General features: G+C 65.3%; 21 protein-coding genes, 1 tRNA gene and 1 pseudogene. 15 read left to right on the top strand and 8 right to left on the bottom strand.

The window, feature by feature from the left end; all coding sequences use genetic code 11:
* The 4 genes from LPB142_RS03370 (at position 1) to lpdA (ending at position 6,434) form a co-directional block, all read left to right on the top strand.
* Positions 1–372 (top strand): hypothetical protein, encoded by a 372-nt coding sequence (locus tag LPB142_RS03370; protein ID WP_071165518.1) that lies wholly within the window; start codon positions 1–3, stop codon positions 370–372.
* Positions 373–421: 49 nt separating this feature from the next.
* Positions 422–3,391 carry a 2-oxoglutarate dehydrogenase E1 component gene (locus LPB142_RS03365; RefSeq protein ID WP_071165517.1) on the top strand — a complete coding sequence of 990 codons (2,970 nt, stop codon included), beginning with the start codon at positions 422–424 and terminating at the stop codon, positions 3,389–3,391.
* Positions 3,392–3,394: 3 nt separating this feature from the next.
* Positions 3,395–4,924, top strand: a complete 1,530-nt coding sequence (gene odhB / locus LPB142_RS03360; RefSeq protein ID WP_071165516.1) for a 2-oxoglutarate dehydrogenase complex dihydrolipoyllysine-residue succinyltransferase — start codon at positions 3,395–3,397, stop codon at positions 4,922–4,924.
* A 121-nt stretch (positions 4,925–5,045) separates the two neighbouring features.
* Complete coding sequence (gene lpdA, locus LPB142_RS03355; protein ID WP_071165515.1) at positions 5,046–6,434, top strand: dihydrolipoyl dehydrogenase; 1,389 nt, start codon at positions 5,046–5,048, stop codon at positions 6,432–6,434.
* Between the two features lie 178 nt (positions 6,435–6,612).
* Here lpdA and LPB142_RS03350 read toward each other — a convergent pair whose 3' ends face one another.
* The 4 genes from LPB142_RS03350 to LPB142_RS03330 form a co-directional block, all read right to left on the bottom strand.
* Complete coding sequence (locus tag LPB142_RS03350; protein WP_156894306.1) at positions 6,613–7,113, bottom strand: acyl-CoA thioesterase; 501 nt, start codon at positions 7,111–7,113, stop codon at positions 6,613–6,615.
* Between the two features lie 9 nt (positions 7,114–7,122).
* On the bottom strand, positions 7,123–7,770 hold the full coding sequence (locus LPB142_RS03345) for a GntR family transcriptional regulator (protein WP_068767250.1): 648 nt from the start codon (positions 7,768–7,770) through the stop codon (positions 7,123–7,125).
* A gap of 67 nt (positions 7,771–7,837) precedes the next feature.
* Positions 7,838–8,991, bottom strand: a protein-coding gene (locus LPB142_RS03340; RefSeq protein ID WP_156894286.1) for an IS3 family transposase whose coding sequence is annotated in 2 segments (ribosomal slippage) — positions 7,838–8,745 and positions 8,745–8,991 — 1,155 coding nt in all. Because the reading frame shifts where the segments join, the coding sequence is not laid out codon by codon here.
* 84 nt (positions 8,992–9,075) lie between these two features.
* Complete coding sequence (locus LPB142_RS03330) at positions 9,076–9,768, bottom strand: M48 family metallopeptidase (RefSeq protein ID WP_068768114.1); 693 nt, start codon at positions 9,766–9,768, stop codon at positions 9,076–9,078.
* Between the two features lie 134 nt (positions 9,769–9,902).
* On the opposite strand from LPB142_RS03330, the gene LPB142_RS03325 reads away from it, so the two are divergent.
* The gene (locus LPB142_RS03325; RefSeq protein ID WP_071165514.1) at positions 9,903–10,229 is read left to right on the top strand and encodes a TIGR02300 family protein; all 327 of its coding nucleotides are present in this window, start codon (positions 9,903–9,905) and stop codon (positions 10,227–10,229) included.
* Positions 10,230–10,417: 188 nt separating this feature from the next.
* Positions 10,418–10,493: transfer RNA gene (locus tag LPB142_RS03320), tRNA-Ala, on the top strand.
* Positions 10,494–10,574: 81 nt separating this feature from the next.
* Here the strand turns inward: LPB142_RS03320 and LPB142_RS18930 are convergent.
* From LPB142_RS18930 to LPB142_RS03305, 3 genes are all read right to left on the bottom strand, one after another.
* Entirely contained in the window at positions 10,575–10,988 is a 414-nt protein-coding gene (locus LPB142_RS18930; protein WP_197474306.1) for a hypothetical protein, read from the bottom strand.
* An 81-nt stretch (positions 10,989–11,069) separates the two neighbouring features.
* A protein-coding gene (locus LPB142_RS18350; protein ID WP_156894305.1) for an IS5 family transposase occupies positions 11,070–11,827 on the bottom strand; the annotation gives its coding sequence in 2 pieces (ribosomal slippage) (positions 11,070–11,506 and positions 11,506–11,827; 759 coding nt in all).
* 151 nt (positions 11,828–11,978) lie between these two features.
* Positions 11,979–12,623 carry a hypothetical protein gene (locus LPB142_RS03305; RefSeq protein WP_083392584.1) on the bottom strand — a complete coding sequence of 215 codons (645 nt, stop codon included), beginning with the start codon at positions 12,621–12,623 and terminating at the stop codon, positions 11,979–11,981.
* A 184-nt stretch (positions 12,624–12,807) separates the two neighbouring features.
* On the opposite strand from LPB142_RS03305, the gene istA reads away from it, so the two are divergent.
* The 9 genes and pseudogenes from istA to LPB142_RS03260 all read left to right on the top strand — a co-directional run bounded on the left by istA (position 12,808) and on the right by LPB142_RS03260 (position 20,567).
* Positions 12,808–14,295: an IS21 family transposase gene (gene istA, locus LPB142_RS03300; RefSeq protein WP_071165182.1), complete on the top strand. Its 1,488-nt coding sequence runs from the start codon at positions 12,808–12,810 to the stop codon at positions 14,293–14,295.
* Positions 14,292–15,056, top strand: coding sequence for an IS21-like element helper ATPase IstB (gene istB, locus LPB142_RS03295; protein ID WP_071165181.1), 765 nt, complete (start codon positions 14,292–14,294; stop codon positions 15,054–15,056). The genes istA and istB overlap by 4 nt, the downstream gene beginning before the upstream one ends.
* A 341-nt stretch (positions 15,057–15,397) precedes the next feature.
* A complete protein-coding gene (locus LPB142_RS03290; protein ID WP_068767994.1) occupies positions 15,398–16,270 on the top strand; it encodes a LysR family transcriptional regulator in 873 nt (290 codons plus the stop codon).
* 67 nt (positions 16,271–16,337) lie between these two features.
* Positions 16,338–16,445 (top strand): annotated as a pseudogene (locus tag LPB142_RS18345) (transposase); the annotation flags it as partial.
* Positions 16,446–16,513: 68 nt separating this feature from the next.
* Positions 16,514–17,667, top strand: a protein-coding gene (locus LPB142_RS03280) for an IS3 family transposase (protein WP_156894304.1) whose coding sequence is annotated in 2 segments (ribosomal slippage) — positions 16,514–16,760 and positions 16,760–17,667 — 1,155 coding nt in all. Because the reading frame shifts where the segments join, the coding sequence is not laid out codon by codon here.
* A 35-nt stretch (positions 17,668–17,702) separates the two neighbouring features.
* Complete coding sequence (locus tag LPB142_RS03275) at positions 17,703–18,161, top strand: helix-turn-helix transcriptional regulator (RefSeq protein ID WP_071165511.1); 459 nt, start codon at positions 17,703–17,705, stop codon at positions 18,159–18,161.
* Positions 18,095–18,598, top strand: coding sequence for a hypothetical protein (locus LPB142_RS03270; RefSeq protein ID WP_198037861.1), 504 nt, complete (start codon positions 18,095–18,097; stop codon positions 18,596–18,598). Before LPB142_RS03275 ends, LPB142_RS03270 begins: the two co-directional genes overlap by 67 nt.
* Before the next feature lie 52 nt (positions 18,599–18,650).
* The gene (locus LPB142_RS03265; RefSeq protein WP_156894303.1) at positions 18,651–19,202 is read left to right on the top strand and encodes a hypothetical protein; all 552 of its coding nucleotides are present in this window, start codon (positions 18,651–18,653) and stop codon (positions 19,200–19,202) included.
* Between the two features lie 126 nt (positions 19,203–19,328).
* Positions 19,329–20,567 (top strand): TMEM43 family protein, encoded by a 1,239-nt coding sequence (locus tag LPB142_RS03260; RefSeq protein ID WP_071165508.1) that lies wholly within the window; start codon positions 19,329–19,331, stop codon positions 20,565–20,567.
* 45 nt (positions 20,568–20,612) lie between these two features.
* Here LPB142_RS03260 and LPB142_RS03255 read toward each other — a convergent pair whose 3' ends face one another.
* Positions 20,613–21,665, bottom strand: coding sequence for a 2,3-butanediol dehydrogenase (locus tag LPB142_RS03255; RefSeq protein ID WP_071165507.1), 1,053 nt, complete (start codon positions 21,663–21,665; stop codon positions 20,613–20,615).
* Between the last annotated feature and the right edge of the window lie 29 nt (positions 21,666–21,694).

Below are 21,694 nucleotides of genomic sequence, written 5' to 3'. Positions count from 1 at the left end.
ATGTCGGTCATCCGCTTTAGCCTGAGCCTCGCCCTTGCGGGGCTGCTCGGGGCCTGCATGGCCCCGGGTGCCGGCCCCGCGACCCCCGGCGCCGAGGGCGATCTCGCCCCCGCCGTGCCGGTTGACCAACGCTCGCACGGCTATTTCGAGCAAGTCACCGGGATCAACGGCGATGCCGTCTCGGCGCTCTCGGGCGATGCCGGCCGCAGCTACATCTATTTCGACTTCTTCGCCGCCAACAAGGCCGCCGTTGCCGCCGCCCCCGCCAAGGTCTGCGCGGGCTACGGGCGCGGCCTGAAAGCCTCCCGCATGACCCTGCCCGCCGACCGCGAGCCGGGGATCAAGGTTCTCGTGGTGGACTGCGCAAGCTGATCCGCCCCCCGCCCCTCACTGGCCCCTCAGCCGCTTCAAGGATACCGTCATGAACGATCAATCCCCCAACGATCAGCTCCACGCCTCCAGCTTCCTGCAGGGCGCGAATGCCGATTACGTCGAGCAACTCTACGCCAATTACGCCGCCGATCCGTCCTCGGTCGATGCGAGCTGGGCGGCGTTCTTCGCTTCGCTCGGTGACGCCGAACTGGATGTGAAACACGCCGCTCAGGGCGCCTCCTGGGCGCGCGCCGACTGGCCGCTCGAGCCCGCGGGCGATCTGATGGGCGCGCTCACCGGCGAATGGCCTGCCGCCCCCGCCAAGGAAGGCAAGGCCGCCGGCGACAAGATCAAGGCCGCCGCCAAATCGCAAGGCGTCGAGCTCTCCGAAGAGGCCGTCAAACGCGCCGTGCTCGACAGCATCCGCGCGCTGATGATCATCCGCGCCTACCGGATCCGCGGCCACCTGATCGCCGACATCGACCCGCTCGGCATGCGCGACAAAACCCCGCATCCGGAACTCGACCCGCGCTCCTACGGCTTCACCGAGGCCGACATGGACCGCCCGATCTTCATCGACAACGTGCTGGGCATGGTCCATGCCTCGATGCGCCAGATCATCGACGTGCTGATCCGCACCTATTGCGGCACTTTCGCGCTGCAATACATGCATATCTCGAACCCCGAGGAAGCCGCCTGGCTGAAGGAGCGGATCGAGGGCTACGGCAAGGAAATCGCCTTCACCCGCGAAGGGCGCCGCGCGATCCTCAACAAGCTGGTCGAGGCCGAGGGCTTCGAAAAGTTCCTCCATGTCAAATACATGGGCACCAAGCGGTTCGGCCTCGACGGCGGTGAAGCGCTGATCCCGGCGATGGAACAGATCATCAAGCGCGGCGGCAATCTCGGCCTCAAGGAGGTCGTGATCGGCATGCCGCACCGCGGGCGTCTGAACATCCTCGCCAACGTGCTCTCCAAACCCTACCGCGCGATCTTCCACGAATTCCAGGGCGGCTCCTACAAGCCCGATGACGTGGATGGCTCGGGCGACGTGAAATACCACCTCGGCGCCTCGGCCGACCGCACCTTCGACGGCCATACCGTCCACCTCAGCCTGACCGCCAACCCCTCGCACCTCGAGGCGGTGAACCCGGTCGTGCTCGGCAAGGTCCGCGCCAAGCAGGACCAGCTCGCCGATGAGGACCGCACCCAGGTGCTGCCGATCCTGCTCCACGGCGACGCGGCGTTCGCCGGCCAGGGCGTTGTGGCGGAATGTCTCCAGCTCTCGGGGATCAAGGGCCATCGCACCGGCGGCTGCATCCATATCGTGGTGAACAACCAGATCGGCTTCACCACCGCGCCGCATTTCTCGCGCACCTCGCCCTATCCGACCGATATCGCGCTGATGGTGGAAGCGCCGATCTTCCACGTCAACGGCGATGACCCGGAGGCGGTCGTGCACGCCGCCAAGGTCGCGACCGAGTTCCGCCAGAAGTTCCACAAGGATGTCGTCATCGACATCTTCTGCTATCGCCGCTTCGGTCACAACGAAGGCGACGAGCCGATGTTCACCAACCCGCAGATGTATAAAAACATCAAGGGCCACAAGACGACGCTGCAACTCTACACCGAGCGGCTGGTCGCCGACGGGCTGATCCCGGAAGGCGAGATCGAGGACATGAAGGCGGCCTTCCAGGCCAAGCTCAACGAAGATTTCGAGGCCGGCAAGCAGTTCAAGCCGAACAAGGCCGACTGGCTCGATGGCCGCTGGAAACACCTCGACCGCGAGAAGGCCGATTACGACGCGGGCGTCACGCCGGTCTCGCCCGAGACCTTCGCCGAAGTGGGCGCGGCGCTGACCTCCTATCCGTCGGATTTCGACATCCACAAGACCGTCGCGCGCCAGCTCGACGCGAAGAAGAAGATGTTCGAGACCGGCGCGGGCTTCGATTGGGCGACCGGCGAAGCGCTCGCCTTCGGCACGCTGCTCTCGGAGGGCTTCGCCGTCCGTCTCTCGGGCCAGGACTGCACCCGCGGCACCTTCTCGCAGCGCCATTCGGGGCTGATCGACCAGGCGACCGAAGAGCGCTACTACCCGCTCAACCACATCAAGCCCGGCCAGGCGCGCTATGAGGTCATCGACTCGATGCTCTCGGAATATGCGGTGCTCGGGTTCGAATATGGCTATTCGCTCGCGGAACCGAACGCGCTGACCCTCTGGGAGGCCCAGTTCGGCGATTTCGCCAACGGCGCGCAGATCATGTTCGACCAGTTCATCAACTCGGGCGAGCGCAAATGGCTGCGGATGTCGGGGCTTGTGTGCCTCTTGCCGCATGGCTTCGAGGGCCAGGGCCCCGAGCACAGCTCGGCGCGCCTCGAGCGCTTCTTGCAGCTCTCGGCCGAGGATAACTGGATCGTCGCCAATGTCTCGACCCCGGCGAACTACTTCCACATCCTGCGCCGCCAGATCCATCGCAACTTCCGCAAGCCCTTGATCCTGATGACGCCGAAATCGCTCCTGCGTCACCCGCTGTGCGTGTCGAAGGCCGAGGAATTCACCACCGGCTCGTTCTTCCGCCGGGTGATGTGGGATGACGCCGACGTGCAGCAAAAGCACGGCAATTCGGAGTTCCGCGTGAAGCCCGATGCCGAGATCAAGCGCGTCGTGATCTGCTCGGGCAAGGTCTATTACGACCTGCTGGCCGAGCGCGACAAGCGCGGCCTCGAGGATGTCTACATCCTGCGCCTCGAACAGTTCTACCCGTTCCCGGCGCATTCGATGGTCACCGAACTCTCGCGCTTCAAGGATGCCGAGGTGATCTGGTGCCAGGAAGAGCCGAAGAACCAGGGCGCCTGGACCTTCGTCGAGCCGAACATCGAATGGGTGCTCTCGAAGATCGACGCCAAGCACAGCCGCGCGCGTTATGCCGGCCGTGCGGCCTCGGCCTCGCCCGCGACGGGTCTCGCCTCGCGCCACAAGGCCGAGCAGGAGGCGCTCGTCCACGACGCGCTGGAGGGCTGATCGATGGCGATCGAGGTTCGCGTTCCCACGCTCGGCGAAAGCGTCTCGGAGGCGACCGTGGCCACCTGGTTCAAGAAACCGGGGGATGCGGTCGCGGCCGACGAGATGCTGTGCGAGCTCGAGACCGACAAGGTGACGGTCGAGGTCCCCGCCCCGGCGGCGGGGGTGCTCGGCGAGATCGTTGCCGCCGAGGGCGAGACGGTGGGCGTGAACGCCCTGCTCGCCGTGCTGACCGAAGCGGGCGCCGCGGCTGCGGCCCCTGCCCAACCCAAATCCGAAGGCGCGAGCCCCTCTGCAAGCGCGCCGCAATCCAATGAGGTCAAAATGACGGACGTGATGGTGCCCGCCCTGGGCGAAAGCGTGTCGGAAGCCACGGTTTCCACCTGGTTCAAGAAAGTGGGCGATGTGGTCGCGCAAGACGAGATGCTGTGCGAGCTCGAAACCGACAAGGTGTCGGTCGAGGTTCCCTCGCCGGTCGCGGGCGTCCTGACCGAGATCCTCGCGCCGGAAGGCACCACCGTGGATGCCGCGGCGAAACTCGCCGTGGTGGCCGAAGGCGCCTCGGCGGGCGCCGCGGCTCCGGCGGCGGCCCCTGCGGCGGCGCCCGCCCCGGCGGCCCCGCCCGCGGGCAAGGATGTCGAGGATGCGCCCTCGGCCAAGAAGGCGATGGCGGAAGCCGGCCTGACGCCCGCGCAGGTGCAAGGCTCGGGCCGCGATGGCCGGATCATGAAGGAAGACGTGGCCGCGGCCGCGGCGAAACCCGCCGCCCCCGCCGTCTCGATCGCGCCCGCCCCGGCCTCGGCGCCGCGCGCCCCGGTTCTGGCCGATGACGCCGCCCGCGAAGAGCGCGTCAAGATGACCCGCCTGCGCGCCACCATCGCGCGCCGCCTGAAGGACGCGCAAAACACCGCCGCGATGCTGACGACCTACAACGAGGTCGACATGTCGGGCGTCATGGCGCTGCGCAACGAATACAAGGACGCCTTCGAGAAGAAACACGGCGTGCGCATGGGCTTCATGTCGTTCTTCACCAAGGCCTGCTGCCACGCGCTCAAGGAGGTGCCGGAAGTCAACGCCGAGATCGACGGCGGCGATATCGTCTACAAGCACTACGTCCACATGGGCGTCGCTGCGGGCACGCCCACGGGCCTCGTCGTTCCGGTCATCCGCGACGCCGACCAGATGTCCTTCGCCGACATCGAGAAGGCGATCGCCGACAAGGGCAAGCGCGCCCGTGACGGCAAGCTGACCATGGCGGAAATGCAAGGCGGCACCTTCACGATCTCGAACGGCGGCGTCTATGGCTCGCTGATGTCCTCGCCGATCCTCAACCCGCCGCAATCGGGCATCCTCGGCATGCACAAGATCCAGGATCGCCCGGTCGTCGTGAACGGCCAGATCGTCATCCGCCCGATGATGTATCTCGCCCTCTCCTACGATCACCGGATCGTCGACGGCAAAGGCGCGGTGACCTTCCTCGTCCGCGTCAAGGAAGCGCTGGAAGACCCGCGCCGCCTGCTGCTCGACCTCTGATCGAACCCCGGGGCGGCCGCTGCGCCGCCCCTTTCCTCTCTCCGCTCCCCTTTCATCTTGCATGAAATATCCCGGGGGGCGCGGGGGGCAGCGCCCCCCGCCCTGCCAAAGGATCAAAACAATGGCTGAATTTGATGTGATCGTGATCGGCGGCGGCCCGGGCGGCTATGTCTGCGCGATCCGCTGCGCCCAACTCGGGCTGAAAACCGCCTGTGTCGAGGGCCGTGGCGCGCTCGGCGGCACCTGCCTCAACGTCGGCTGCATCCCCTCCAAGGCGCTGCTGAACGCCACCCATCACCTGCACGAGGTTCACGAGAACTTCGAGAAAATGGGCCTGATGGGCGCCAAGGTCAAAGTCGACTGGGCGAAGATGCAGGACTACAAGCAAGACGTCATCACCGGCAACACCAAGGGCATCGAGTTCCTCTTCAAGAAGAATAAGGTCACCTATCTGCAAGGCTGGGGCTCGATCCCGGCCGCGGGCCAGGTCAAGGTCGGCGACGAGATCCACACCGCCAAGTCGATCGTCATCGCCACCGGCTCCGAGCCCGCCTCGCTGCCCGGCATCGAGATCGACGAGGAAACCGTGGTGACCTCGACCGGCGCGCTCTCGCTGCCGAAGATCCCGAAATCGATGGTGGTGATCGGCGCCGGCGTGATCGGCCTCGAGATGGGCTCGGTCTATGCGCGCCTCGGCGCCGAGGTGACGGTCGTCGAATATCTCGACGCGATCACCCCCGGCATGGACGGCGAGGTCGCCAAATCCTTCCAGAAGATCCTCGCCAAACAGGGGATCAAATTCGTGCTCGGCGCCGCGGTGCAGGGCGTCGAGAAGGCCAAGGGCAAGAACATCGTGCGCTACAAGCTGCGCAAGGATGAGAGCGAAGCCGCGCTCGAGGCCGAGGTCGTGCTCGTCGCGACCGGCCGCAAGCCCTATACCGCGGGCCTCGGGCTCGAGGCGGTGGGCGTCGAGATGCTGCCGCGCGGCCAGGTGAAGACCGATGCGCATTGGGCGACCAATGTGAAGGGCATCTACGCGATCGGCGATGCGATCGTCGGCCCGATGCTCGCCCACAAGGCCGAGGACGAGGGCATGGCCGTCGCCGAGGTGATCGCGGGCAAACATGGCCACGTCAATTACGACGTGATCCCCGGCGTGATCTACACCACCCCCGAGGTCGCCTCGGTCGGCAAGACCGAAGAGGTGCTCAAGCAGGAAGGCCGCGCCTACAAGGTCGGCAAGTTCTCCTTCATGGGCAACGGCCGCGCGAAGGCCGTGTTCCAGGCCGATGGCTTCGTCAAGATGATCGTCGATGCCGCCACCGACCGGATCCTCGGCTGCCACATCATCGGGCCGGGCGCGGGCGACATGATCCACGAGATCTGCGTCGCGATGGAATTCGGCGCCTCGGCGCAGGATGTCGCGCTGACCTGCCACGCCCACCCGACCTATTCGGAAGCGGTGCGCGAAGCGGCGCTCGCCTGCGGCGACGGTGCGATCCACGCCTGATCGGGCGCTCTCGATGCGGAAAAGGCGGCCTCCGGGCCGCCTTTTTCATGCGCCTCGCGCGAGGGAACCCCGGCGACATTGGGGGAACATCGCCGGGGCCTATCCGCGCGGCACGCGAGGCGCCGCCAGGGTTTGTGCGGATCCTCGTCCTACGCGGCCCAAAGCGCTTTCTGTCGCGTCATTTCGCTTCGCGCGCGGCTTTTTCCATCCGCTCGGCAAAGTCGCGCCGCAGGCTCTTGCGCACCTCGGCCGCGCGCCAGCGGTGGTGCTCGATCTCGGTCTCGGGCGCAAGGCGCGGCACCTCGACGGGGCGGCCCTCCTCATCCACGGCGACCATGGTGAAATAACAGCTGTTGGTATGCCGGCGCAGCCCGGTGCGGATATTCTCCGCCTCGACGCGGATGCCGATCTCCATCGAGGAGCGCCCGGTGTGGTTCACGGTGGCGGCAAAGCGCACCAACTCGCCCACATGGATCGGCTGCTTGAACGTCACCTGATCGACCGAGAGCGTCACCGCATAGCGCCCCGAATAGCGCGAGGCGAGCGAGAAAGCGACCCGGTCGAGCCAGTTCAAGAGCGCCCCGCCATGCACCTTGCCCGAGAAATTCGCGAGGTCGGGCGTCATCAGCACCGTCATCTCGAGCGTCTTGCGCTCGTCCTCGCTCAGCGACTCACCCATTTTGCCCCCTCAGGTTGCCAGATGCCGCAGGCCCTGCGTGACATCGGTGCGCACCGCCAGCCGCAGCGAGGGCTCATCCCCCGCCCGCAGCGCGGCGAGAATCATCCGGTGGTGGCGCGGCGGCTCGTTGCGCTGCATCCGCCCGTAAAGCGCGCGCATCGTCGGCCCGAGCTGGAGCCAAACGGTCTCGATCACCGCGAGCATGGCGGGCGCCTGAGCGCGCAGGTAAAGCGTGCGGTGGAACTCGAGATTGGTGCGGATATAGGCCACCGCATCATGTTTCGCGACCGCCTCGGCATTGGCGGTATTGATCGCCGAGAGCCGGTCGATCAGCGCCAGATGCGCCCGCGGCAAGGCCCGCGAGGCGAGCTCCGGCTCGATCAGCGCGCGCAGCGCGGCGAGCTCCTCGATCCGCTCGTTGGAGAGCTCGGGCGTCGTCACCCGCCCCGAGGAGGACAGCATCAGCGCCCCCTCCGCCACCAGCCGCCGCAGCGCCTCGCGCGCGGGCGTCATCGACACGCCGAATTGCTTGGCCAACCCCCGCAGCGTCAGCGGCTGCCCCGGCATCAGCTCGCCATGCATGATCTGCTGGCGCAGCTGGCGGTAGAGCCGGTCATGGGCGGCGGTCTCGATCGGGCGAGTGGTGAGCGTGGTCATGCGGATATGTGATCACAAATCCGCGCCCCGTCAATGCCCCCTGACCTGCCCCCCGGTCGTCCCTCGTTCATGACGAGAGTCCTTGGGGATGATATTGGTTGGTTTCGGGTGTGGCAAGCGCGCCGGGCGCGGAGCCCTCAGATTGCTCAAGCGCCCGGCGCGCTTCTGCCGGGGTCTTGTTGGCCAGCGAGGAATGCGGCCTGACGTTGTTGTAGTCGTAGCGCCAGAGTGCCAGCTTGCGGCGGGCATCGGCCAGGCTGTCGAAGATCTCCTCGTTCAGGCATTCGTCGCGCAGGCTGCCGTTGAAGCTCTCGATGAATCCGTTCTGCTGCGGCTTGCCCGGATCGATGTAGTGCCATTCGACGCCGTTCTCGTTAGCCCATTTCAGGATGGCCTTGCTGGTGAACTCGGTGCCATTGTCAGAAACGATGCAAGCGGGTTTGCCGTAAATCCTGACCAGCGCATCGAGTTCCCGCGCCACTCTGGCCCCCGAGATGCTGGTGTCGGCAATCAGGGCAAGGTTCTCGCGGCAGCGATCGTCGTTGACGGCCAGGATGCGGAACTTGCGGCAGGCCCCGAACGTGTCGGATAGGAAGTCCAAAGACCACCGCTGGTTCGGGCGCAATGGCACCGGCATCGGCGTTCGGCTGCCGCGCGCCCGTTTGCGGCCACGGCGTCGACGCACCGACAGGCCCTCTTCCCGGTAGATGCGGTAGAGCTTCTTTTCGTTCATGATCATGCCCTTGCGCTCCAGCAGGATACCCACGCGCCGGTAGCCGAAGCGACGGCGCTTCTCGACGATCTTGTGCATCGCCTCACGGATTTCCGGGTTATCGGGCGGCCTGTCACGCCGCACCGTCTTCGGATCGACACCGATCAGGACGCAGGCCCGGCGTTGAGAGATCGGATGATCCCTCATCGCCCGCAGCACCGCGTCCCGCCGTTGCACCGGTGTCGTCAGGGCTTTCCCAAGAGATCCTTCAGAACCACGTTGTCCAGCATCGCATCCGCCAGAAGGCGCTTCAGCTTCGCGTTCTCGTCCTCGAGCTGCTTCAGCCGCTTGGCGTCCGACAGGTCCATCCCGCCATACTTCGCCTTGAGCTTGTAGAACGTCGCGGGGCTCAACCCGTGCTTCCGGCAAAGCTCGGAAGTCGGCAAACCCGCCTCCTGCTCCTTGATCATCCCGATAATCTGCGCCTCGGTGAACCGGCTTTTCCTCATGTCGTCTGCTCCTTCTCAGGTTGGGCAGACTCTACATCACAGCGAGGGAACTTCCGGGGGGCAGGTCACCCCGTCAATGCCCCCTCAGTCGCGGAAGCGCACCGCATGCAGCGCCGCCCCCTCGCGCTTGAGCCAGCCGCGCTCGGCCTCGTATCCCGGGCGCAGCCGCGCCACCACCGCCCAGAAATCGGGCGAGTGGTTCATCTCGGCCAGATGCGCGACCTCATGCGCGGCGACGTAATCGAGCACCCCGGGCGGCGCCATGATCAGCCGCCAGCTATAGCTGAGCGAGCCATCGACCGCGCAGGAACCCCAGCGCGAGCGCGTATCGCGCAGCGTGATGCGCCGGAAGGGGCGGCCCAGGCGCGCGGCGTAATGCTCGCTCGCCGCCTGCAAGCGCAGCCGCGCGGCATGTTTGAAATAGGCCTCGAGGCGGGCGCCGAGCCGCTCCTCCCCCGGCGGGGCGATGATCTCGCGCGCCTCGATCCGCACCGCCCGCACCGCGCCCTCGACGATTTGCCGCGCAACCCCCTCGAAGGGGATCTCCGCGCCAAAGCCCACCCCTTGCCGCGCCGGCATCCGCGCCAGCGCCGCGGCGAGCCAATCGGCCTGCTCCCGCGCGAAAGCCAGCGCCTCGACCTCGCGCGCACGGGCCGGCAGCGTCAGCGTCACCGCGCCATCGACGCGCGAGACGCGCAGGCTGAAACGCCGCGCCCGCGCCGAGCGACGCAGCGTCAGCTCGATCACACGCGCATCGGGCAAGATCAGACGGGTCATTCCGGGCTCCGGGCGGCGTGGGCGGGCCTTCGGCGGCGGCGCGCCGGATTTGCCGCGAAAAGGCTTTGACACCCCGCCGCCATTGTGGCAGGTGGCTTCGACTCTCAATATCAGAGCGATGCCAGGAGAATTCCATGCCGAAAGAGGAATGGGGCGTCAAGCGCCTCTGCCCGCATTGCGCGAGCCGGTTCTACGATCTGGGCAAAGACCCGATGACCTGCCCGGTCTGCACCAACAGCTTCACGCTGGACAGCCTCACCGCGGGCCGCGGTCGCACGCTCGTCGCCGACAAGAGCGCGAGCCGCGAGCGCGAGATCGACGTGGACGATCTGGCCGATGAGGATCTCGACGACGACGCCGCCGATGTGGAACTCGACGATGATCTGCTCGAGGACGATGACGATGACAACGTCTCGCTCGACGATATCGCCGATGTGAGCGCCGGCGAAGAAGACAACTAATCCCCTCGAAACAGGGGAAAAAGCCGGGCGCGGACGCCAGTTCCGCGCCCGGCTTTTTGCTGCGCCCGAGGCGCGCCGGGGCCCCGAAATATTTTCACCGCCCCACGAATTTTCCTCTTGCGCCCCCCGCGGCCGGGCCGTATACGACCCCCCACGCAGGGACGGCAACGCCCTTGCAGACCTCCGGTGGGGCCATAGCTCAGTTGGGAGAGCGCTTGAATGGCATTCAAGAGGTCAGGGGTTCGACCCCCCTTGGCTCCACCAATAAAAACAAAGACTTGCGAAGCAAAAAGCCCCGCCACTTCGGCGGGGTTTTGCTTTGGGGGTAACATCTGGGGTAACAGGTCAGCCCTTGCCCCGCCCCGGTGGCAGGGTCATCGTTCCCGCCGTCCAGCGCGCCGCCGTGGCGCAGGCTTTGCCGCAGAATCTTTGCCCCTGCCTTCCCTTGAACATCGCGCCGCAATGAGCGCAGGGCTTGGGCTCGATCGGTGCGGCCTTGTGACCGCATTGCACCGAACAGAACCTTTGCGCGTCGCGGTGAGCAAAGAACGGTTTGCCGCAATGCGCGCACGTCTTCTCGCGTTTGCCGCGCGCATAAGCCCTGCTCGCCCGTCTCTGGCAAAGCTTGCTGCAATAGATCTTGTCGGCGCGAACGTCATCGGATACCGGCCCGCCACACATCGGGCAAATGCGCCCCTTGCGCGCCTCGGCCCGCGCCTGCCTGACAAGGGCATGGGTTGCCGCGTTCTTGCACTTCATCGAGCAATACATCCGCCGCGCCGTCGCGCCCTCGGGGAGAGGTCCGCCGCACCATTCACATTCGGCGCCTAGGGTCAGGACTCATAACCAATAGATGACGGTTGTTGCGAGGGCGATGGCAGACAGGAAGACCTTCGGACACCTGTCGTATCGTGTCGCAACGCGTCGCCAATCCTTTAGCCTGCCGAACATGATCTCGATCCGGTTCCGGCGTTTGTAGCGGCGCTTGTCGTATTTCACCGCCTTCTTGCGCTGCTTACGGCCAGGGATGCAGGCGCGTATCCCCTTGTCTTTCAATGCTTCTCTGAACCAGTCGGCATCATACCCCCGATCGCCGAGCAGCCAATCGACCTTCGGCAGGCTGCTGAGCAGCGCTCGCGCGCCGATGTAGTCGCTGACTTGTCCGGCGGTGGCGAAGAGGTTGAGCGGCCGGCCCTGGCTGTCGCAGATAGCGTGCAGTTTAGTGTTCATGCCGCCCTTCGTCCGACCGATCAGGCGTCCACGCCCCCCTTTTTCACGCCCAAACTGGTCGCTGTTCGGTGGGCCCTGAGGTAGGTCGCGTCGATCATCACGGTCTTCGTCTCGCTGTGCTCGGCAGCCAGACCGGCCATCATTCGCGCGAAGATGCCCTTGTCGCTCCATCGTTTCCAACGGTTGTAGAGCGTCTTGTGTGGACCGTAGGCGATGGGGGCATCCCGCCACCGCAAGCCGTTGCGATTGATGAAGATAATCCCACTCAGCACACGTCGGTCATCGACGCGTGGCCTGCCGTGTGACTTGGGAAAGAAGGGCTCAAGACGCGCCATCTGGGCGTCGGTCAGCCAAAACAGATCAGACATGTTCACCGCTCGTTTTCGAACCGTGAATCATGCCATCCCTTGGAAATCAATGGGTCCTGACCCTAGTCGGCCGCTTTGGCATGATCTCAATGAAAACAGCGAAGCGCCCGATGGGTTGCACCGGGCACTTCTTTCTCAGAGCAACTCAAGATTACTTGGCAGCGAGGATGTCGAAATTGCGGACGTTTGCCACAACACCATCGTCCCATCCGCCTGAGACCAACTCTGAAGCCTTTGCATTCAGGAGTCCGGCGACCTGTCCGGCAAAATGCGCTTCGCGGCCAGAGTTGTCGGCAAAGATGTCGAAGATGGCAAAGTTGCTCTCGTCAATTTGCAGCGCCGCCCAGAACAATGTCTTGGGTTCGGTATCTGCGACGATGGGGCCGGCGGCGGTCAGCAAAGCTGCCAATTCTGGACCTTTACCTGGAGCAGCTTCGAGCTTGATGTACGTTGCGGTCGTTGCCGTGTAGAGATCAACCGGCGCCTTTACCGACAGGACATCGGAGTTGTTGATATTCGCCACAACACCGTCTTCCCATCCTCCGTTGACCAAGGCGTCGGCATTTTGGTTCAAAGCCGCAGCAACCGCTCCTGAAAAGTGAGCATCGCGTGCGTCTTCGTCTACGAAGATGTCAAAGATTGCGAGCGTATCATCGGCTTGCAGAGCGAACCACAGTACAGTGCCCGGCTCTGTTTCTCGCACGATAGGTGCAGCACCAGCCAAAAACTCCGCGAAGGCTCCGGTCTGGCCTTCGGCGGCCGGCATGGCGATGTAGCTGGCAGCATGATTTTCCATTGGATTGTCCTGTGCAGTTGCAGAAGTTGTGATCAGAGCCAGTGCGGCGAATATCGGAAGGATTTTGGAAACGGCGGTGCAAAATTAGGCCACGGTAGCGGCGGGATCGTCTCGCTGCGGGCGGAGTAAAATCCTGCCACTTTTCCCTTCTTGCGGCAGCAGGGAGGGTGGGGAGATTTATACCGTGGAACTTTACAAGAAGGTTCGCTTGGCGTGTGCCGAGGGCATGAGCGCGCGGGCGGCGGCGAAGCATTTCAACATTTCGCGCGGGACGGTTGAGAAGATGTTGGCCTTCTCGGTGCCGCCTGGCTACCGGCGGGACAAGCCGATCAGGCGGCCGAAGCTGGACGGGTTCACCGAGTTCATTGACGCCTGGCTTGAAGCCGACAAGGCGGTGCATCGCAAGCAGCGTCATACGGCCAAGCGGATATGGGAACGGCTTCAGGCCGAGCATGGCTTCACCGGCGGCTATACGATCGTCAAGGATTACGTGCGTGAGCGTGAGCGGCGGACACGGGAGATGTTCGTGCCACTGGCCCATCCGCCGGGCCATGCTCAGGCCGATTTTGGCGAAGCGGTCGTCGTCATCGCCGGTGTCGAGCAGAAGGCGCATTTCTTTGTCATCGACCTGCCGCACAGCGATGCCTATTTCGTCCGGGCCTATCCGGCGGCGACGGCGGAGGCCTGGATAGACGGGCATGTCCGCGCCTTTGCCTTCTTCGGCGGGGTGCCGCAGTCGGTGCTCTACGATAACGACCGCTGCCTGGTCTCGAAGATCCAGCCAGATGGCACGCGCATCCGCGCCACGCTGTTCAGCGGCTTGCAGTCGCATTACCTGTTTCGGGATCGCTATGGTCGGCCCGGGAAGGGGAACGACAAGGGCGCTGTCGAGGGGATGGTCGGCTACGCCCGCCGCAACCACATGGTGCCGATCCCCCACTTTGCCAGTTGGGACGCCTTCAACGCCGACCTTGAAGGGCAGTGCTGCGCACGCCTCACGCGCATTCTTCGGGGTCACAAGGAGACGATCGGCGAGAGGCTGCAGCGCGATCTGGCGGCGATGCGCCCATTGCCTACTGCCCCGTTCGACGCCTGCGACCAAGCGAGCGGCAGGGTCAGCTCGCAGTCGCTCGTGCGCTATGACACCAACGATTACTCGGTCCCGGTCGCCTATGGCCATCAGGATGTCTGGATCCGCGGCTATGTCGATGAGGTCGTGATCGGCTGTCGCGGGGAGGTGATCGCCCGACACCCGCGCTGTTACGATCGCGAGGACATGATCTTCGACCCGGTTCACTACCTCCCGCTGATCGAGCGCAAGATCAATGCCTTGGACCAGGCTGCGCCTCTGGCGGAATGGGACCTGCCCGAAGAGTTCCAGACTTTGCGCCGCCTGATGGAGGCGCGCATGCTCAAGATGGGGCGCCGCGAGTATGTGCAGGTGCTGCGGCTGCTTGAGACCTTTGGCATGGATGACCTGCATGCCGCCGTGAAGAAGGCCCTGAAGCTGGGCGCGGTCGGCTTTGACGCCGTGAAGCACCTCGTGCTTTGCCAGGTCGAGAAGCGCCCCCCAAGGCTTGATCTCGATGTCTACCCCTACCTGCCGCGGGCGAACGTCGAGACGACGCGTGCGGCCAGCTACATGGCCTTGATGTCGGAGGCGGCGGAATGAGCGAGGCTCCGAAGATCCTGCTTGCCCACCATCTGAAGACGCTGAAGCTGCCCACCTTCCTGCGGGAACACGAGAAGGTTGCGCGCCAATGCGCCGCCGAAGGGTTGGACCATGTCCAATTCCTGTCGCGCCTCGTTGAACTGGAACTCATTGACCGCGAGCGGCGGATGGTCGAGCGCCGCATCAAGGCTGCGAAGTTCCCGGCCACCAAAAGCCTCGACAGCTTCGACTTCAAGGCGATCCCGAAGCTGAACAAGATGCAGGTGCTGGAACTGGCGCGCTGCGAATGGATCGAACGGCGTGAGAACGTGATCGCCCTTGGCCCCAGCGGAACCGGCAAGACCCACATTGCCTTGGGCCTCGGGTTGGCGGCCTGCCAGAAGGGCATGTCTGTCAGCTTCACCACCGCCGCCGCGCTGGTCAACGAGCTGATGGAGGCGCGAGACGAACGTCGGCTGCTGCGCGTCCAGAAGCAGATGGCTGCCGTCAAGCTGCTGATCATCGACGAGCTCGGGTTCGTGCCCCTGTCAAAGACCGGCGCCGAGCTGCTTTTTGAGATGATCTCCCAGCGCTACGAGCGCGGTGCCACGCTGATCACCAGCAATCTGCCCTTCGATGAATGGACCGAGACCTTCGGCACCGAGCGGCTGACCGGCGCGCTCCTCGACCGGTTGACCCACCACGTCAACATCCTCGAGATGAACGGCGAAAGCTATCGCCTCGCGCAAAGTCGCGCGCGCAAGACCGGCGACAACACCTGATCCAAAGTATCAGACTTGGACCTGACGGTCCAAGGCGGCCAGTCACCCGCAAGCTATATGGAGAGCGCGGCTGACTGGCCGCCGCCCATCAGCCGCGTCTCGCGCAAACCCAAAGTGGCCCAATTTTGCGCCGCCCCGTGGCCCAATTTTACTCCGCCGTTGACAGGATTTTCATGTTCATGGTCGTCCCCTGACTTGAAGTTCGTCGTGTTTGGTTTCGATGCACTCTTGTCCCATGGCGGATGGGTCGGACTCCAATTCCGAAGTTCTATTTTTTGATAGACATGGACTATGGAGGTTGCTTTGATGGCCTGCGTTGGAATCTGGTGGAGAATGCGGCGATGGAAATGAACCAGATCAGGTATTTTCTCGCTGTCTGCGAGCACCGAAACTTCACCCACGCAGCCAGTGCCTCCAATGTGTCCCAACCTTCCTTGACGACTGCGATCAAGAAGCTTGAAGACGAGCTTGGAGGTGAGCTGTTTGTCAGGGACCGTGCAGGATGCAGGCTTACAGCCCTCGGGAAACTCATGCAGCCAAGGCTGCAGAGGATTTACGATGAGACGCGCCAGGCGAAGGCTGAGGCGGTCCGTCACATGCGTTTGGAGCGGGTTCCAATCTCTGTCGGTGTCGGCGAAACGATTGGCCACAACCTGATATCGGCAGCTATGGAGCGTACGCGTAAGCGATTACCGCAAGCCGAGATCGAATTGATTGTTGCATCATCCTCCGAGCTTCTTGCCGGGTTGCGAGACGGAAAACTTGACGTTGTCGTCACCGCAGAGAAGGTCAGTGAAGACCTCTATCGCATAGACCGTCTCTATGAAGAGGACTACAAGGTCGTAATGTCGAAGTCGCATCCGTTGTCTGAACAAGATGCAATTTCTCTTTCGGCTCTCGCAAAAACCGACATGCTCGACCGACTAAATTGCGAAATGCGGGACGCTTTGCATGGGACTTGCGCAGATCATGGTCATGAACTCTACGCGGCGTATCGGTCCAACCGCGTGGATTGGTTAGTTGAACTTGCTCGGCAAGGGTCAGGTGCGCTGATCTTGCCGGCCACTGCTATTCCTGCGGACATGGGACTGGTGTCGAAGCCCATCGAGGGCCTTCAATTATCGAGAACTGTTCTGGCCCTCCGATATCGGCATCAAACGTCGAGACCAGAGACAAATGATCTGATCCGCGAGATGATGCGGACGCCGATGTAGTGAGGTCGGCAGTCGACATTCGCCCATGGTGCAGCATTCGTCACGTTGGGCTCAGACTAGGGTCGCCGACTTGATGGACGCAAGCGAAGACGACGTGCTCGCCTACATGGCCTTCCCCCGGCAGCACCGCACCAAGCTGCACAGCACGAACCCGATCGAGCGCCTGAACAAGGAGTGACCTGCCCCCCGGAAGTTCCCTCGCTGTGATGTAGAGTCTGCCCAACCTGAGAAGGAGCAGACGACATGAGGAAAAGCCGGTTCACCGAGGCGCAGATTATCGGGATGATCAAGGAGCAGGAGGCGGGTTTGCCGACTTCCGAGCTTTGCCGGAAGCACGGGTTGAGCCCCGCGACGTTCTACAAGCTCAAGGCGAAGTATGGCGGGATGGACCTGTCGGACGCCAAGCGGCTGAAGCAGCTCGAGGACGAGAACGCGAAGCTGAAGCGCCTTCTGGCGGATGCGATGCTGGACAACGTGGTTCTGAAGGATCTCTTGGGAAAGCCCTGACGACACCGGTGCAACGGCGGGAGGCGGTGCTGCGGGCGATGAGGGATCATCCGATCTCTCAACGCCGGGCCTGCGTCCTGATCGGTGTCGATCCGAAGACGGTGCGGCGTGACAGGCCGCTCGATAACCCGGAAATCCGTGAGGCGATGCACAAGATCGTCGAGAAGCGCCGTCGCTTCGGCTACCGGCGCGTGGGTATCCTGCTGGAGCGCAAGGGCATGATCATGAACGAAAAGAAGCTCTACCGCATCTACCGGGAAGAGGGCCTGTCGGTGCGTCGACGCCGTGGCCGCAAACGGGCGCGCGGCAGCCGAACGCCGATGCCGGTGCCATTGCGCCCGAACCAGCGGTGGTCTTTGGACTTCCTATCCGACACGTTCGGGGCCTGCCGCAAGTTCCGCATCCTGGCCGTCAACGACGATCGCTGCCGCGAGAACCTTGCCCTGATTGCCGACACCAGCATCTCGGGGGCCAGAGTGGCGCGGGAACTCGATGCGCTGGTCAGGATTTACGGCAAACCCGCTTGCATCGTTTCTGACAATGGCACCGAGTTCACCAGCAAGGCCATTCTGAAATGGGCTAACGAGAACGGCGTCGAATGGCACTACATCGATCCGGGCAAGCCGCAGCAGAACGGATTCATCGAGAGCTTCAACGGCAGCCTGCGCGACGAATGCCTGAACGAGGAGATCTTCGACAGCCTGGCCGATGCCCGCCGCAAGCTGGCACTCTGGCGCTACGACTACAACAACGTCAGGCCGCATTCCTCGCTGGCCAACAAGACCCCGGCAGAAGCGCGCCGGGCGCTTGAGCAATCTGAGGGCTCCGCGCCCGGCGCGCTTGCCACACCCGAAACCAACCAATATCAACCCCAAGGACTCTCGTCATGAACGAGGGACGACCGGGGGCAGGTCACTGATTCGGGATGGTGGAGCTCGGTTGGCGGCTGACGCCGCAAGAGGCGCGGGTCGCGCTCGAGGTGATGCATGGCCACACCCCGCAGCAGATCGCCGGGAAGCTCGGGCTCTCGATCAACACCGTGCGCAGCCATCTCGCGCAGGCCTGTGCCAAGACCGAAACCGCCGGCAAGGCCGAGCTCGCCGCGGCGCTGCATCGCTCGCCGCTGGGCTGGCTGGTCGCCTCGGAGAGCACCGGCCCGGGTGGGAGCGCAGGTGGGGCGCGGGTGGGGGCGCGGAGCCCGCGCTCGCCGCCGCCGCCGCCCCCACGCCGCTGCGGCGGCTTCATTCAAACGGATGAGGGCGGCGCGGGCCTGAGCGGGCAGGCTGGGCGGACCCGATCCGCAGCCAGAGGCCCCCGATGTCGCTCCCGCCCTTTCGCCGCCGCCGCTTTCCGGTGCTGCTCGTTCTGCTGTGCGCCGTCCTGACGCTCGCCTTCGGGGGCGCGGCCGGGGGGCTTCTCGTCTCCGGCGCGCCGCCCGCGCAGGCGGGGCTGTTCGGCGGGTTCTTCGCGATCGCGCTCGCGGGGTTTCTGTGGCTGGCCGATCTCGAGCGGTTCAGCCTCGATGCGACCACCGGCGAAGCCCGCGTCGCCCGGCGCAGCCTGATCCGGCGGCGCGAGATCGTGGTGCCCCTGGCGCAGGTGGCGCGGGTCGCGACCCAGTCGCGCAGCGTGCATTCCCAGCGCAACGACGCCGACATGGTGCATTGGAACCGGATCGACCGGCCGGTTCTGATCACCCCCGACGGGCGCCGCCATCCGATCTTCAACGCCCATCGGGGCGGCGAGAGCGCCGCCGATCTGGCGCAGCAGGCGAACGCCTGGCTCGCCGAGGAGCGCGCGCGCGGCGCCTCATCCAAATGAATGACCGCCCCCGGGCGCGCCGGCGCTAGCCTGAGCGAAAGGAGATCCGACCATGAACTGTCCCGCTTTGCCCGCCCTTGCCCTGCTGAGCCTGAGCGCCGGGCTTGCCGCCGCGCAGACCCCGCCCGAGGCGATCGTCGCGCCCGGGATCTATGCCGCGATGCAGGCGCCCGTCGATGTGACCGCCCTGCCGCCCGCCGCCCTCGAGCAGGGCGCGAAGCTGTGCAAGAACACCCCGTCGCTGGTCTACGCCGACGGGCTGATGCGGGCGCTGAAACCCGCCGACATGGAGGCCGCGGTGGCGGGCGGGCCGTTCTTTGTGCGCGCGGGCGGGATGCGCTGCCCGCAGATGGGCGGCACCGAGGTCGCCTGCCGCTCGATCGAGGGCGCGCAGGACCGCCCCGGCGAGATGCTCAGCGTCACCTTCACCGCGCTCGAGGCGGGGGCCTATCGGCTCGGCCTCGCCGGGCGCAGCTTTGCCATCGTGCTCATGCCCTGTGAAGCGCAGCTTTTCGATATCGAGGGGCCGGGCGGGCGCAATGTGCTCGATGACCTGCTCAAACGCGATGATGGCGGCCCCGCCATCCCGCGCCCGACCCCGTGAGCCCCCCAGACCCCGACCCCCAGACCCGACCGAAAGGACAGCCCATGACCCGTTGTGAAGCGCCCCCCCAGCCCCGTCCCGCGCCCGCCCGCGCGCCGCGCCACCTTGCCGCAGCGGAGGCGCGCCATGGCTGATCAGGTGACGCGCGTCACGACCCACTCCTGGGGGTCGCGGCTTGGCAAGGCGGTGGGCGGCACCCTCGCGGGCATCGGGCTGGTCCTCGGCGCGATCGGCGCGCTCGCCTGGAACGAGAACCGCGCGGTGATGACCGAGCGGGCGCTGAACGAGGGCGCGGGTGCGGTGATCTCGCTCGACGAGAACGGCTATGCGCCGCCGCCCTACCCCGATGATTTCCTCACCACCGGGCAGCTGATCCATGCCACCGGCCGGCTCGAGGTGTTCAACAACCTCTATCTGACCGACGATTTCACCCTGCCCGGCGGCGTGCCGCAGACCGCGACCCGGCTCGACCGGGTGGTGGAGATGTATCAATGGCAGGAGAGCCAGAAATCCGAGACCCGCACCCTGCTCGGCGGCGGCACCGAAACGGTGACCACCTACAGCTATGGCAAGGGCTGGTCGGAGCGCGCGGCGGAGTCGGGCGCTTTCGCCGAGCCGACCGGGCATCAGAACCCGCCGATGCCCTTCGAGAGCGAGAGCTACAGCCATGACCGCAAGCTCGTGGTGGGCGAGAGCGAATGGTATCTGCCCGCCGCGCAGGTCTCGCAGATCGGCGAGGTGGCGCCGGTGACCCTGAGCGAGGCCGATGCCGAGAGCCTGGCGGGCTCGCTGCAGACCGCCAAGCCGGTGCGGCTGTCGCAAAACGCGCTCTATGTCGGGCGCGATCCGCTGCGCCCCGAGATCGGCGATCTGCGCATCAGCTACCGCGCGGCGCGCGCCGACACCGCCTCGGTGGTGGCCAAGGATACCGGCGCGATGATGCTGGAGCCGTTCGAGACCTCGAACGGGCGCGAGATCTTCCTGGTGCGGGCGGGCGCGGTCAGCGCTGCGGCGATGTTCGATCAGGCGCAGGCCGACAACCGCACGCTGAGCTGGCTGTGGCGCGGGGGTGGCGTGTTTGCGATGTTCGTGGGCTTCGGGATGGTGTTCGGGCTCTTGGGCGTGATCGGCGATGTGATCCCGGTGCTGGGCAGTGTGCTGCGCGCGGGGACGGGGTTGCTGGCCGGGGCGCTGACGCTGATCCTCGCGCCGCTCGTGATCGGGCTGAGCTGGATCGCGGTGCGGCCGATGCTGGCGGCGGGGCTGATCGGCGCGGGGGTGGTGCTCGGCGGGGTGCTGCTGTGGCTCTCGCGGCGCAAGGCGGCCAAGGCGGCCGCGGCGCAGGCCGAGCCCGCCCAGGCCTGAGCCGCACCTAGGCGCGAGGCGGCGGACCGCCTCGCGCGATATTGCTCAATCGGGCGCCTTGACCAGAATTTTCACCTGCGATTTTTCCGCCACCAGCGCCTCGAAGCCCTGCGCGACGATCTCGTCGAGCGGGATGCGCTTGGTGACGAGCTTTTCGGCGCTGAAATAGCCCTGCCCCATCAGCTCCATCACCGCCGGGTAGATGTGGCGATAGGCGATGGTGCCTTGCAGCTGGCGCTCCTTGAGCACGACCGTATTGGGGTGGAAGGCCGCGTCGCCCTCCCAGATCGAGACGATCAGGGTCTGCCCCTCGTGGCGGGTGCACTCGATGCATTGCGGCAAGACCCGCGGCACCCCGGTCACCTCGAAGGCGACCTGCACGCCGCCGGTCGCGGCGCGGATCTGCGCGACCGGGTCTTCCGTCATCGGGTCGATCACCCGCGTCGCGCCGAGTTCGAGCGCCTTTTGCCGCCGCTCGGGCGAGGGTTCGACGACATGGATCTGCGCCGCCCCCGCCACCCGCAGCGCCTCGACGACCAAAAGCCCGATCGGCCCGGCGCCGAACACCGCCGCGCTATCGCCCGGCTTGATCTTCGACATCCGCACCGCATGGAGCGCCACCGCCGCGGGTTCGACCAGCGCGCCCTGCTCCATCGAGAGCCCGTCGGGCATCTTGTGGACCATCCGCGCGGGCACCACCGAGGTCGCGGCGAACCCGCCATGCCCGCCCGAGAGGCCGACGAAGCCGAGGCTGTCGCAGAGATTGTATTTGCCCTCGAGGCAGGCCGGGCAGGTGCCGCAGGCGAAGATCGGCTCGATCGCGACGCGGTCGCCGAGGGCGAGCCCGGTGACGCCCTCGCCGAGGCCGGAGACGGTGCCGCAATATTCATGGCCCATGGTGATCGGCGCCTGATCGGCGCTGAGCGGATGGGGCGCGCCCACCGGGATGAAGATCGGCCCGGCGAGATATTCATGCAGGTCGCTGCCGCAGATCCCGGTCCAGGCGACCTTGATCGCGACCTCGCCGGGGCCGGGGGTGGGGGTCTCGATCTCTTCGACGCGAATGTCCTTCACGCCATGCCAACGCGCGGCTTTCATCGCAAAACTCCTGTGGTGTGGGGAAAGGG

This window comes from Rhodobacter xanthinilyticus (assembly GCF_001856665.1).
Lineage (GTDB): Bacteria > Pseudomonadota > Alphaproteobacteria > Rhodobacterales > Rhodobacteraceae > Rhodobacter > Rhodobacter xanthinilyticus.
Note: the sequence above shows the minus strand (reverse complement) of the source record. Positions and strands in the feature narration are given on the sequence as shown.

Excerpts from the sequence above, each read along its gene's own strand:
- LPB142_RS03290 (WP_068767994.1), top strand. The coding sequence starts at position 15,398 with ATGGAAATGAACCAGATCAGGTATTTTCTCGCTGTCTGCGAGCACCGA.
- istB (WP_071165181.1), top strand. The coding sequence starts at position 14,292 with ATGAGCGAGGCTCCGAAGATCCTGCTTGCCCACCATCTGAAGACGCTG.
- LPB142_RS03265 (WP_156894303.1), top strand. The coding sequence starts at position 18,651 with ATGAACTGTCCCGCTTTGCCCGCCCTTGCCCTGCTGAGCCTGAGCGCC.
- LPB142_RS03325 (WP_071165514.1), top strand. The coding sequence starts at position 9,903 with ATGCCGAAAGAGGAATGGGGCGTCAAGCGCCTCTGCCCGCATTGCGCG.
- LPB142_RS18930 (WP_197474306.1), bottom strand. The coding sequence starts at position 10,988 with ATGAAGTGCAAGAACGCGGCAACCCATGCCCTTGTCAGGCAGGCGCGG.
- LPB142_RS03345 (WP_068767250.1), bottom strand. The coding sequence starts at position 7,770 with ATGACCACGCTCACCACTCGCCCGATCGAGACCGCCGCCCATGACCGG.
- LPB142_RS03275 (WP_071165511.1), top strand. The coding sequence starts at position 17,703 with ATGGTGGAGCTCGGTTGGCGGCTGACGCCGCAAGAGGCGCGGGTCGCG.
- LPB142_RS03260 (WP_071165508.1), top strand. The coding sequence starts at position 19,329 with ATGGCTGATCAGGTGACGCGCGTCACGACCCACTCCTGGGGGTCGCGG.
- LPB142_RS03305 (WP_083392584.1), bottom strand. The coding sequence starts at position 12,623 with ATGGAAAATCATGCTGCCAGCTACATCGCCATGCCGGCCGCCGAAGGC.
- LPB142_RS03255 (WP_071165507.1), bottom strand. The coding sequence starts at position 21,665 with ATGAAAGCCGCGCGTTGGCATGGCGTGAAGGACATTCGCGTCGAAGAG.
- LPB142_RS03370 (WP_071165518.1), top strand. The coding sequence starts at position 1 with ATGTCGGTCATCCGCTTTAGCCTGAGCCTCGCCCTTGCGGGGCTGCTC.
- LPB142_RS03270 (WP_198037861.1), top strand. The coding sequence starts at position 18,095 with ATGTCGCTCCCGCCCTTTCGCCGCCGCCGCTTTCCGGTGCTGCTCGTT.
- lpdA (WP_071165515.1), top strand. The coding sequence starts at position 5,046 with ATGGCTGAATTTGATGTGATCGTGATCGGCGGCGGCCCGGGCGGCTAT.
- LPB142_RS03330 (WP_068768114.1), bottom strand. The coding sequence starts at position 9,768 with ATGACCCGTCTGATCTTGCCCGATGCGCGTGTGATCGAGCTGACGCTG.
- LPB142_RS03350 (WP_156894306.1), bottom strand. The coding sequence starts at position 7,113 with ATGGGTGAGTCGCTGAGCGAGGACGAGCGCAAGACGCTCGAGATGACG.
- odhB (WP_071165516.1), top strand. The coding sequence starts at position 3,395 with ATGGCGATCGAGGTTCGCGTTCCCACGCTCGGCGAAAGCGTCTCGGAG.
- LPB142_RS03365 (WP_071165517.1), top strand. The coding sequence starts at position 422 with ATGAACGATCAATCCCCCAACGATCAGCTCCACGCCTCCAGCTTCCTG.